At 40.2% G+C, this 13,150-nt stretch carries 7 protein-coding genes and 1 tRNA gene; 5 read left to right on the top strand and 3 right to left on the bottom strand.

The genetic code is table 11. The annotated features are described in order from the left end of the window. Positions 1 to 43 precede the first annotated feature (43 nt). Together M2419_RS15690 and nagB are read left to right on the top strand one after the other, a co-directional pair. Positions 44 to 1,192 carry a methionine aminotransferase gene (locus tag M2419_RS15690; RefSeq protein ID WP_153845339.1) on the top strand — a complete coding sequence of 383 codons (1,149 nt, stop codon included), beginning with the start codon at positions 44 to 46 and terminating at the stop codon, positions 1,190 to 1,192. Positions 1,193 to 1,333: 141 nt separating this feature from the next. Further along, the gene (nagB, locus tag M2419_RS15695) at positions 1,334 to 3,262 is read left to right on the top strand and encodes a glucosamine-6-phosphate deaminase (protein ID WP_153845340.1); all 1,929 of its coding nucleotides are present in this window, start codon (positions 1,334 to 1,336) and stop codon (positions 3,260 to 3,262) included. A gap of 245 nt (positions 3,263 to 3,507) precedes the next feature. Here nagB and M2419_RS15700 read toward each other — a convergent pair whose 3' ends face one another. Further along, positions 3,508 to 6,024: a family 20 glycosylhydrolase gene (locus M2419_RS15700; RefSeq protein WP_153845341.1), complete on the bottom strand. Its 2,517-nt coding sequence runs from the start codon at positions 6,022 to 6,024 to the stop codon at positions 3,508 to 3,510. A gap of 140 nt (positions 6,025 to 6,164) precedes the next feature. Here M2419_RS15700 and M2419_RS15705 point away from each other — a divergent pair. The 3 genes from M2419_RS15705 to M2419_RS15715 all read left to right on the top strand — a co-directional run bounded on the left by M2419_RS15705 (position 6,165) and on the right by M2419_RS15715 (position 8,693). Next, positions 6,165 to 6,236, top strand: a tRNA-Glu gene (locus M2419_RS15705). 200 nt (positions 6,237 to 6,436) lie between these two features. Next, entirely contained in the window at positions 6,437 to 7,975 is a 1,539-nt protein-coding gene (locus M2419_RS15710; RefSeq protein WP_259255326.1) for a GrpB family protein, read from the top strand. 82 nt (positions 7,976 to 8,057) lie between these two features. After that, the gene (locus tag M2419_RS15715) at positions 8,058 to 8,693 is read left to right on the top strand and encodes a carbonic anhydrase family protein (RefSeq protein WP_153845343.1); all 636 of its coding nucleotides are present in this window, start codon (positions 8,058 to 8,060) and stop codon (positions 8,691 to 8,693) included. A gap of 196 nt (positions 8,694 to 8,889) precedes the next feature. Here the strand turns inward: M2419_RS15715 and M2419_RS15720 are convergent, their stop codons facing one another. Both M2419_RS15720 and M2419_RS15725 read right to left on the bottom strand, forming a co-directional pair. Next, positions 8,890 to 11,271, bottom strand: a complete 2,382-nt coding sequence (locus M2419_RS15720) for a PQQ-binding-like beta-propeller repeat protein (RefSeq protein ID WP_259255327.1) — start codon at positions 11,269 to 11,271, stop codon at positions 8,890 to 8,892. Between the two features lie 63 nt (positions 11,272 to 11,334). After that, a complete protein-coding gene (locus tag M2419_RS15725) occupies positions 11,335 to 13,140 on the bottom strand; it encodes a RagB/SusD family nutrient uptake outer membrane protein (protein ID WP_159730100.1) in 1,806 nt (601 codons plus the stop codon). Between the last annotated feature and the right edge of the window lie 10 nt (positions 13,141 to 13,150).

The raw sequence follows: 13,150 nt of genomic DNA on the forward strand, positions 1-13,150 counted from the left end.
TAAGAAAATCCACTAATTTAGTAGATTAATAAAATGTCAAAAAATGAACTTCAACCTAACTTCTAAACTTCCACATGTCGGCACGACGATCTTTACCAAAATGACGATGCTTGCTAACGAGCAGCAAGCTTTAAATCTGTCGCAAGGTTTTCCTGACTTTGAGACAGATCCGAAGTTGGTTCAATTGGTTTCTAAGGCAATGGAACAGGGACATAACCAATACGCGCCAATGATTGGAGCACAGGCATTACGTGATACTATCGCTAAAAAATATCGTGAAGTTTATGACGTGGCGGTTGATGCAACAGCGGAGCTTACTGTGACATCTGGCGGTACACAAGCAATTTTTACAGCTATTGCCACAGTTGTTAGACCACAAGATGAGGTTATTATCTTTGAACCGGCATACGATTGTTATGCGCCAACTATCGAATTATTTGGCGGTAAGGTTGTTCCCGTGCGATTATTGGCTCCTGATTTTCAGATTGACTGGGATTACGTAGCTACGTTAATTAATTCCAAAACCCGCTTAATCATCATCAATAATCCAAATAATCCAACAGGCAAAGTACTGGGTCGAGAAGAACTGATTAAACTTGGGGATTTGCTGGCAAGTACCACCGCACTGTTGTTGAGTGATGAAGTATACGAGCATATTGTTTTCGATGGTGTTTCGCCGCAATCGGTACTGGAAATACCCACCTTGCGGGAGCGAAGTTTTGTTATTGCTTCCTTTGGAAAGTTATTGCATACCACGGGTTGGAAGATTGGTTATTGCATTGCCCCGCCGCAATTAACTCAAGAATTTAGAAAAGTACATCAATTCAATGTATTTAGCGTAAATACACCCATGCAATTCGCTATCGCAGCATATCTGGAGGATATAAGCTATGTCAAAGGCCTATCGGATTTTTTTGAGCGGAAAAGGAATTTGTTGAAGGATGGATTAAGGGGATCCCGGTTTAAGATTCTTCCTTGCGAAGGAACTTATTTCCTTAATATAGATTATAGTGCAATCAGTCAGGAGAAGGAATTTGAATTTGCTTGTTCGTTAACTAGACAACACAAAATTGCAACAATCCCACTTTCAGCGTTCTATAAAGAAGCGACAAATCAACAAGTTTTGCGGGTCTGTTTCGCTAAAAAGGATGAAACGCTATTAAAAGCCGTTGAGATTTTGAATAAGGTATAATCGTATTATTGACCTAAAAGAATAGCTAAAAGGTTTTATTTAAAATATCGCTAAGAAAGAACCACTTTATTAAAATTTTACTTCAACTTGAGGTACTAATTTTATAAATTTGTAATTCACGTTTATCAACATACCCATAAAATGGCTAGATTAAATTTATTGGAAGAAACGCGCTTCGAAAAAGTCCCTGTGAGCGTCTATCCAGATCAAAATTCAGCTTCGAAAAACGTTGCAAATCGTATTGCTGAAATTATTCGTGCAAAGCAAGAGAAAGGTGAGAAAGCTGTTCTGGGCCTTGCTACCGGTGCCACACCGGTAAAAGTCTATCAAGAATTGATTCGTTTGCATAAAGAAGAAGGTTTAAGCTTTAAGAACGTGATTACCTTCAATCTTGACGAATACTACCCTATGCAACCTGATGCTGATCAGAGCTATGTGACCTTTATGAACAAAAACTTGTTCGAACACGTAGATATTGATGCGGCCAATGTAAATATTCCAGATGGTACCTTAGCTTCTGATCAAGTAAATGCATTCTGTGAGGCTTACGAACAGAAGATTACAGCAGCAGGAGGTTTAGATATTCAATTATTAGGTATTGGCCGTACAGGCCATATCGGATTTAATGAGCCAGGTTCTGCCCCTAACTCAGGTACACGTGTAGTAACGTTGGACGATTTAACCCGTCGCGATGCTTCCCGTGCTTTTGGTGGAAAAGAAAATGTACCAACAAAAGCGATTACCATGGGCGTAGGTACAATCTTCAAAGCAAGAGAGATTATTTTAATGGCTTGGACCGAAACAAAGGCTGAGATCATTAAAAAAGCAGTTGAAGGTGAAATCTCCTCAGAGATTCCTGCAACTTATCTTCAATTATCAGATAACGTTGAATTTATTCTTGATGAAGCTGCTGCTTCATTGTTGACACGTTTTGATCTTCCTTGGTTGGCAGAAGATGTTACCTGGACACCTTCGTTAATTAAAAAAGCAGTCGTTTGGTTAGCTTTGGAGATCAAAAAACCAATCCTGAAACTTACCGACGAGGATTATAATGCACACGGGATGGCCAAGTTGGTTACAGAGACCGGTCCGGCATATAATATCAACATCCGTATATTCAACGAACTTCAGCATACGATCACGGGATGGCCAGGAGGTAAACCCAATGTTGACGATTCACAACGTCCTGAGCGTGCCAATCCAGCGAAGAAAAATGTAATTGTATTTTCTCCACACCCTGATGATGATGTCATCTCGATGGGGGGTACATTTATTCGTCTGGCAGACCAAGGACACAATGTCCATGTTGCTTACCAAACTTGTGGTAATACAGCTGTTTGGGATGATGATGTCGTACGTTATCTGGAGTTTGCTGAAGATTTAGCAAAACAAATAGGGGCAGAGGCGGAAGCTTCTCAGATCGGTCGAATTTATGATGAGGAAAGAGCAATTTTTGCAACAAAAAAACCAAATCAGATCGATACTGAACTTGTCCGTAAAATCAAAGCATTGATCCGTAAGGGTGAGGCGATCGCGGGAGCTCGTTTAGTTGGTTTGCCCGATGAAAATATCCATTTCCAGGATCTACCCTTCTATGATAGACAGAAGTTCTCGAAAAATGTATCTTTTGAAGATGATATTCAACAAACAATGGAATTGTTGCGCCATGTAAAACCACATCAGGTATTTGCTGCGGGTGACTTTGCGGATCCACATGGAACGCATAAAGTATGTTTCGATATCTTGTTTGAAGCATTGAGCAGATTGAGCAAAACAGATGAGTGGACCAAAGATTGTTGGTTATGGTTATACAGAGGAGCATGGCATGAATACCCAATCCACGAGATCCAAATGGCCGTTCCGTTATCTCCACAAGAAGTTTATCGCAAACGTTTAGCCATCTTCAAACACCAGTCTCAGAAAGATTTACCTGTATTCCCTGGAGATGATCCACGTGAATTCTGGGTACGTGCTGAAGACCGTACAAGCGAAACCGCAGCTTTATATGACCAATTAGGTCTTGCAAATTATGAAGCTATTGAAGCGTTCGTAAGATGGAAATTTGACTAGAATAATTGTCTGACTATAAAATAACTGTCTGACGACATAAAAAGTCCTGAGCCACTTAAAAAATTTAGGACTTATAAAAATAGGGCTGCCCAAAGAAATTGGACAGCCCTATTTTTATTCTATTTTGCCTTTATCAGCTTAAGTGCCAGTTCAAACAGTCGATTTTTGAAGTGACTGATGTTATTTTAGGCAGCTTTTTTTTATTGTCAACGCCAATAGCGTTTATCATTTTGCGTTCCAATGAATTAATAGCTGATCACATCACCTGACCGTCCTTTGGCATCAAATACTTTAAATAAGTATTTTTTCCCAGTTTGGAATGGTATTGGACCGTTCACTATTTTGGATTTCAATGTTGGCGTATTGCCGTTGTCGCTGTAATAGACTTTGAAACCAGGATAATCGGTATTGATAAGGAGTTGGCTACCCTCTTTCTTGATTCCAATTTTAGGAAGTCGATAGGTATAGCCTCCATTTATCCTATCCAGTTTTCTCAATTCATCCTCGCCTAATTTTTTGATAAAAGAGGTATACGATTTACGATAAGTGGCCTCGTCAAAAGAATTTCCTTTTTCCCAGGTTTGTTCGGGTGCCCACGCGCGATCAGCAATCGCTATTAAACGTGGAAATATCATTTCCTCAAGACGCTGGTCAGTAGATACCTTTTCTGCCCATAAGGCGCCTTTGATACCGAGGAGGTTTTTCTTCCCCTCCGCTGTAAGCTGTTCTTTATTGGTGTATGCCTCAGGTCTAAGATCTTTTCCGGTGTCATCCTTGCGCAGATTGATGAAGAAATTTTCAGGAGAAAACGAATAAGTTCTATTCAGATTAACCGTACCGACCCAACTGTGTCCTGGATCAGCAAAATCACGGTCCCAAGACATATCCAGGTAGTTGTTTGCAGCACTCGTATAAACAACTTTATATCCTGCATTTGCCAATCGATAAGCGAGGTCTTCCTGTCCTTGGCCAGGGAGATTGTTCCATACATTCAAGTGGATGCCGGATTTTCCTAGATCGGCATTTACAACCATGCCTTTTCCTTTATTGCGCATACCCATTTCTTCCCATCCAGACATCGTCAACCCTTTTTCTTGAACAAGGGTATTAATTTTGGTAATATACAGTGGCCATACATCGAGTACATTGGCGATATTATTTTCCTTCATAAAGGCCAATACCTTTGGCGATTTTTCCCAAACACCACTTGGCGTCTCGTCGCCTCCCAAATCGATAATTGTCAACGGAACTCCAGCTTGATCATGCATCGCTTTGATTTCATCGATCACCTTGTTCAGGAAGTGATAGGTTGAAGGTAGGGCAGGGTTCATGACATTGTCATTCCAGTTTTGTGCAGAATTATAAACAGATTTGTCCTCTGCATCGTCAAGCAGGAATTCCTCCGCTTTTTGTTTATCACCAAGTTTTGAGTAATGTGCAAAACGCGCGCGCATTGCTTTGATCGCTGCGCGGGCATGACCAGGAGTTTCTACTTCTGGTATGACGTCTATATGTCTTGCCTGAGCATACTTTAAAATTTCGATATAGTCAGCAACACTGTAGAATTGATGCGGTTTAGCCGTAGAGCCAGATCCATAAGCAGACTGTATTGCCTTTCCATCTTCAAAATTAGCCGAACGGTTGGCTCCGATAGCCGTTAATTCGGGTAGGGCCGGAATTTCCAATCGCCAACCTTCGTCGTCAATGAAGTGGAAATGGAACTTGTTCAACTTGTAAGAAGCCATGAGATCCAATATTCTTAAAACCTCGGCTTTGCTATGGAAATTACGGGCAGCATCCAGCATAAATCCACGGTAACCATAGCGCGGGCTATCTTCAATGTTAGCGTATGGTAATGTGATCGATTTTGTGGCTTTATTCCATTGGCTGTGATTGATCAACGATTTTAGCGATTGTATGGCATAAAATGCACCAGCTTTATCAGAAGCCTCTATTCGTATACCTTTAGCACCAATCGTCAAGTGATAGGATTCGGGCTTTAAGTTGTTTGCTTTGACAATTTCAATGCCGCCTTGTGGACTGGATGAAGCTGATAGCTTAACGCCTGAATAGCTGTTCAGGAAGTCTGTCAGAAAAACTCCTTCGCTAGCAAATTCATGGTCAACAAACAGTTTTGTATCTGTCGATAGGTTGAATTTCTCGTTATTATTGATGCTGATATTGCTTGGTAAAGGGATGATATGCTGTGCTACTGCACCCTCTACCAGCTTATTTTGGTCGTATTTATAAGCAAAGTAATCCGTTTTTTCAGCTTCCGACTGGGGAGCAATTTTAACCGCAGAATAATCCGAAATATTTGTTGCAAGCCCAGTCTTATTATTTTTTAGGTATAGACCAATTGGTCCATCCGTATAATTGACCAGTCCAGTCGTGATAAAATCGATGTGGACTGTATCTTGCGCATTTAATAAAAAATTATTTTTCTTAAAGCTAACCTGAAAGAGATCTCCGTTTCGGTGGTCTATCGCAAAACGTTTGTCGACCTTATCGGGATCAATAGAGCGAATAAAATTAAACCAGAGGCTCCAATCGTTGAGTTGAACAGCACTTTTTCCCTTGTTTTTTAAAATTAGGGTGGATACCGGATTTTTACGGATATTCTGTCCGTCTTTGACCTTCCAGGTCAGTTGCAGTTGATCTGCGATAGCACTCGATTTCTGGGCATAGGCTTCCTGACTTAATAAAGCCAAGCCTAGTCCGGCATAGAGTAGCGGTTTTTTGATTTTTTTAAAATTAGTCATGTTGGTTACTTTTTCAATGACTCTAAATATAGCTATTCTAGAGGGGTTTATGATCTATTTTAAAAAATATGAATAAAAAAAAGATAAAAATTTTGACACATTTATAAATATTTCTATATTTGCACACCGAAACAGAAAACGGCCCGTTCGTCTAGGGGTTAGGACGCAAGATTTTCATTCTTGAAACAGGGGTTCGATTCCCCTACGGGCTACAGATCGAAAGATTAAAACTTAAAAAAGCTTGCAATTCATATTGCAAGCTTTTTTTGTCTTTTAGTATCTAAAAAAACCAATACGAACTTCCAGGAAAAAAGGGTGTCATAAGCATTTTATCTAGCTACACGATTCACTTAAAACCTTAATGCAGTTAATAATTCCAGCAATAACTAAAATGAAAAAGAGCCTAACAGAATTGAAAAAGGACGATTGGAATAGACTTTTTCCCGTCGAATTAGTTGATCATAATCCTGAATGGAAAAATATATTTACGGCCGAAAAACAACGGATTTTAGGGAAGATCGGAAAAGAAAAGATTTTACGGATCGAACATTTTGGCAGTACAGCTATTAGCTCAATCAAATCTAAACCTTATATTGATATAATAATTGAGATTCCAAAAGAATTATTGTTCAACAAGGAACTAATTGACGAATTCTCAGCACTAGGCTATTCACATTTTAAAGTTCCCTCAAGAGAAAATATAGCGGAATATTCAACATTTGGAAAAGGATATAACATTGATGGAAAGAACGAACAAATTTTCCATATTCACATGTGCCCAAAAGACAATGCAATGTGGGCGCAAATTGACTTTCGGGATTATCTAAATTCTAATATTAAACGGGCAAAGGAATACGAAGAGTTAAAACTTGAATTAGCATCTAAATTCAGAAATGACCGCGGCTCGTATGTACTTGGAAAAACATCCTTCATCAACGAAACTATAAATTTAGCGACTAAAAAAATGACAACATTTCCTGTTATAGCCTCTACTCTTTCTGCCAAACAATTAGGAGATTTTGTGAAAGATAGATATGGCCTAGACGACAAATACAATTGTACCCTATTCAGAACAGGAATGAATCACACGTATTTTCTTTCCAATACCGAAACGAAATACGTTTTGCGAGTTTATAGTCATAACTGGAGGTCAAAAACCGAAATTATTGAAGAGCTTGAACTTCTGAAATCATTGAAGAATAAAAATTTAAGTGTTTCTTTTCCAATTGAAGATAAAGACGGAGCATTCATTCAAGAAATAAATGCTCCTGAAGGAATCAGATACGTTGTACTTTTTTCCTTTGCTCAAGGTGAGAAAATTCGATTTATGGACAACGAAACCTGTTTTCGAATAGGTTCTCTAATGGCAAATATTCACAACCATACCGAAAACAAGAACATTAACCGAGTATCTTATCATAAGACGTCTCTTATAGAACTACCTTATGCGTATTTAAAACAATTCTTTTCGGAAAAGTTACCAGAAATGGAATTCATTAGGGAGTTTGGAGAAAATTTTCAAAATTCAGATTTTGATAATACGAAAACCGGAATTATACATATGGATATATGGTATGATAATATGGCCGTTACAGACGAAAAGGAGATTACGATTTTTGACTTTGACTTTTGTGGAAATGGATGGCAAATTTTGGATGTTGGATATTTCTGCAAACAACTGTTTTTCATAGAATCAGATAAAGAGCAGTATGAATTAAAAATGCAAAGCTTCTTACGTGGATACCAGAGCAATAGATTTTTATCTGAAAAAGAGCTCAGCTTAATACCAAAAGCAGGCGCTTCTATTTTTATTTTTTATCTTGGCGTACAGGCACAAAGATTTGATTGGTCCAACATATTTTTGACAGAAAACTATCTTAAAATGTTTGTCGGAAGAATTAAAGCTTGGATGGATTATTACACAAAGAACGAAGTCACTGGGGCTATATAAGAAATTACAGGTATTTTGTCCTATTGGTAATTAAAATGTAACGTATTAATTTTACCTTTAATATTCCAAATAATAAAATTTTATGAAGGCACATACGTACGAAACACAATCGACGATTACACCTGAAAAAGCATTAGATTTCCTGAAGGAGGGAAACCAGCGCTTTGTTAATAATCTGAAAGCTAACCGCGATCTACTCGAACAGGTGAACGCTACGCGTGAGGGACAATGGCCATTTGCCGTGGTGCTAAGCTGCATCGATAGCCGTACTTCAGCTGAACTTATATTTGATCAGGGATTGGGCGATATCTTCAGTATCCGGATCGCCGGAAATTTTGTCAACCAGGATATTTTAGGCTCGATGGAGTTTGGTTGTAATGTGGCAGGTTCTAAACTTGTTGTCGTTCTAGGGCATACCAAATGTGGAGCATTAAAAGGAGGATTGGATGCAGCACAGATCGAGGGCATGGGAATGGATAACCTAAACCATTTGATTAACCATTTCGACCCGATCATTAATGAGGTGATCGATCAAGGGGAAGAACGTTCTTCTAAAAACAGTGTGTTGCTTGAGAAGCTAAATCAACAGAACATTAAACATGCGATCCGTGACATTCGCAGACAAAGCTCAACGCTCCGTAAACTTGAAGAAGAGGGTAAAATTAAGATTGTTGGTGCAAACTATGACGTTGAAACTGGTAGCGTAAGTTGGATGTAAGTTGTAGAAACTGACGCACAGGTTTTGTCGGTTATAGAAGATGGACAACCCTACCTTACTTTAGGTAAGATTAGGTATCCCAAGATTCGCTGATCATAAGTCGAATGGGGTGTACACTTCTTAAGAATAAAAGAAAAAGGGAGGTGCTAACTCATTTTAAAGTTAGCACCTCCCTTTTTTGTTCTATGTATAAATACTAGAGTTTAAAGCAGGAAACATTTCCCGCAAAATCAGCAACATAAATCAAATCGCCATCTACTGTGATGTCTGAAAATATAGGCGAACCCAGGTTGAATTTTGATAAGAGTTTACCTGCTTTATTAAGGACGTAGACATAGCCGTCTGAAGCACCAAAAACTAACTTGTCTTTGACTTCAATGACTGCTGATTCAACTGTGCCGACCAGTTTATGGTTGTCAGGACTACTGTATGCAGAAGAATAGACAAGCGCTTCTCCTGTGGGAAAATGCCACTTCTCTTCCAGAGTCTGTAGATCATAGGCTTTTATTCCGTTGGTGGAAGTTGGCATAACCAAAAGGTTTTCACTGATCTTTGGTGCAGTCATCACCTTAAAATCGTCGGTTTTAATGCTCTTCTGTAAGATTTCTCCCGTTTTTAGATCGATCTTAAAGATGCCATTGAGGCCGGTCGTATAGATGTAATCCTTTTGAGCTGTTATCCCGCCACTTCTAAAACGTAAACCATCTTCCTGACGTTTCCAGAGCAGTTTTCCGGTATGGATATCATAAGCACAGAGTGCATTCCAGTTGTATCCAGCTAAAAGAACTTGACCGACAACCGATAGCTCTGCTGGAGTAGCTTCTCCGCCTGACGGTTCTACACCTTCCCATAACGGTTTGCCTGTATGGATATCAATTGCCGACATTCGTTTTCCTAATCCAGTATAATAGATCCCGTTGTCAAGCGCAGCGCCAGAAACAAAGGTCGGGAGACTTGGAGCCGAAGGTTTCTTTGTCCACAGGATTTTGCCTGTATTTGCATCTATCGCATAGACATTGGTTTCAACATCAGTGGCCAACAATATACCATCGCTGAAACGTAATTTATGCTTAATGGAATTTATAGTTGGCAGAGACCATAATACTTTTCCACTCCGTCTATCCAAGGCTTTGATTGCATGACTGGTTCCTATGCCATCATCCATTGTGGCTATAAAAAGTTTATCGCCAATAACCAGAGGACTTGTTTTCCAGATATTTCCATTGACTGAAGTGGACCACTGTAGTTTGATCTTATCATTTTCTGCTGGCGCGAGGCTAAACGTTTCTTTCTTTAAGGTCTGTTCGCCATTCTCGTAGCGAATCGTGATAAGTGCATCGTATTGTCCTTTGTGATTTTGTTTTTGGAAAGGAACATTTGCTTGCCATGTCCAATCTCCGGAGGCTTTCAGCGAAATTGAGCTTATGCGATTTCCGGTCTCATGTGCGGATATTGTGAGGTCTACGCCCTGTATTTGTCGCTCACTATCGTAGGCGTTGACCAGTATAGGCAGCGTTTGGTCTGCATTTAACGACTGATTGCCCACGGGCCGTACCAATTGGACGTGATCACGTAGGTTTGTGTAGATCGGCTTGATATTCTTGATACCTTGTTTGTCAATATCGACGACAACAAACTGTGCGGCAGAATTATCAATACCACCTTTGTTAGGGGCATTGGAACAAACCACATAGACACCATTTTGTTTAAAGACGAAATTGTTGTGCCAGTGTCCATAGAACCAGGCCTTAAGGTTGTATTGCTTTAAATCGATCTGTTCTTTTTCTCCTTTAAGTACAAAGTCAGGCCCTACAAAGAAGTCATGGTTAATAAAGATCAAGGGCTTGGATTTATCCATGGCAGCTAGATCTTTTTTGAGCCAAGCTATGATCTGATCAGCGGTGTAGCTGGGTTTATAATCGCCATTTGGCATTGGTGTAACGACGAAGTGAGCCGGCCCGGCGTCGAATGAGTAATAAGTCGGTCCAAAAAGATCTTCAAATAGCTTCTCGCCATATTCACCTTTGACAAGATCATGATTGCCGACGGTATAGTAAGTCGGTCTACCCATGAGTTCACTGTTGACCTGCTTGGCATGAAAAAGCATGCCCGGTTCATAGCAGATATCTCCGGTATGCATGATCAGACTTGCACGCTGTTGCTTGGCGTAGTTTCTGACATTATCAATCCAAGGTCCGTATAGCGGCGTTTCTGTATCCGTAATTTGGATAAAGCGTAGAAAATCGTTTTGTTGGACCGCATCTTTGACTAAAGCGAAGTCTAGATTTTTGGCATCCGCGCGCAATGGAATGTAATGTGTTTTCGTAGTCTTGTAACCACTGGGTACAGTGACAGACAAAAAGCGGGCATTGGGGTTATAGGGCAGTGTATATGTTCCGTCTCTGTTGGTTTTTACCACATCATAGCCATCGGATACTGTGATTCCGCCTAGGAGATTCTCGTTCTGTTCGAACAGGTTATTCGCATTCTGATCTTCAAAAACCCGGCCGACACGTTGTTGTGCAAAAAGGGAGGGAATCGGAAGGAGGCAGCAGGCAAGTAATTTGAGTAATTTCATGTTGTTTAAATAAAAAAGCTAGCTCCGGTTTCAGAGCTAGCAAAAAGTGAATAAGGTTATTAACTATTTATCCCATCCAAAGGCTTGTTTTAGATTGGGATTCAATGTTATTTGTCCCAATGGGATTGGTTTGTAATAGTATTTTGGGGAGACAAATGACCGCTTATTTTTTTGGTCAACAGTCATCATAATATACCCCGAAGTACCATTGCTGAGGTAAAATGCACCTCCATCGAGGTAATATTTTACGAGTTTGGTTTTTACAGCATCCGGTAACTGGTCGATTGGACCTGTTGCTTTCTCATTTTCAAGAATGGCGATATCCGGATTTCCATCACCGGTAACATCCATGGCGCCTAATGCAGGGACGTAGATTCCATGCGGGGCAACGGCTAGCAAGTCTCCTGTTTTCCAGCGTAGCACATCGTTGAAGCGGAAACCTTCACAGGCAAGTTCAACACGGCGTTCACGACGGATTTCTAACAAGGCTCCTTTATTGGCTCCTTGAGCGTTCGGATAGCGTGCCGCAAGAACAGGGTCTACCTGTGTATTGGCCGTTGCTAACAGTAAGGCTGGTACACCGACGCGTCCACGTAAAACATTCACGGTTGCATCCAGATCAGCTTGTGTAAGCGTACCCAATTCAGCTTTCGCTTCAGCATTGATAAGCAATACTTCGGCATAACGCATAATAGGAAGATCGGTGTAGTTTGCGTCCCAACCACCACGGAGAGCAGGATCTCTAGGGTAGAATTTAATCTGTAGATATCCACCAAAACTAGGTTTTATTAAATAAGCCGTAGGGTTATTCGGATCAGTCTTAAACCCAGCTGGCATGATGGTTTCAGCCAATCGGGGATCCCTGTTTTGAAATATTTGCGTAAAGGTTTTCGTTTTGTAATCCGGAGTCGATGTAAACGATTTTCCGTCAGCTGTTAGGAATTCTTCCATCAATTCTCCGCTTAATGCCCACTGCCAGTCCAATACCGTGTGTGAATTGTTTGCAATACCTAGTGAACGATCATTCTTTTGGATAAAAATCGCTTCTGTATTCGAAGAGAGATTGTTGCTGCTGAACAATGTTCTAAAGTCAACTTCTTTGGCGCCAGTGTTATGAATTTTGTATTTCCCAGAATTTATAACTTCTTGGGATGCTGAAGCTGCTCTTTTTAAGAACTCATCTGCAGAAGCTTGTAAATTTAGCTCCTCGTGGTATTTACGGAATGTTCCTTCGTGTAAGGCAATGCGCGCTAACAGTGTTAATGCAGCGCCTTGTGTGACACGTTCTTTGAAATTACCGGCTACTTTATCTTCTCTGATATGAGCTGCGGCAAATTCAAGATCCTCCATAATATGTTTAACAACAACCTCGCGAGAATCTTGGTCTTTGTACATGGCTTCGTCCTCAGCGCCCAAAGCCGTATCATACCAAGGAACATTGTTATAATCGCGCACTAAATTAAAGTAGATGTAGGCACGAAAGAAACGGGCAATTCCAACGTAATGGTCTATTTGTGCTTGATCGCCGGTTACAGTACCAAGGTGATCCATCATATAATTGATGCGGCGTAAATTTTTCCATTCATCCGACCAGCCAGATGCGTTGCCTTGTGTAAGTGTACCACGGAGCATATTGTTGGTTGAGCTGCTTCCTGTGAATCCACCGATATTATCTGAGAAGATGTCGTCATATGATCCGCCAATGAATCGATAAAAGCCGTTGGTATAGGTTTTGAGATCTTCCGGCGTTTTAAAGAAGTTTTGGTCTGTCACAGCAGTCTTGTTGCTACGATCCAAAAAGTCTTTATTACAGCTTATTGTCAATAGTGATAAAGACAACGCTAGTGTAGTATAGTGAAATATTTTCATGAATATGCGT

Source organism: Sphingobacterium sp. BIGb0116, from assembly GCF_024808035.1.
Taxonomy (GTDB): Bacteria; Bacteroidota; Bacteroidia; order Sphingobacteriales; family Sphingobacteriaceae; genus Sphingobacterium; species Sphingobacterium paramultivorum.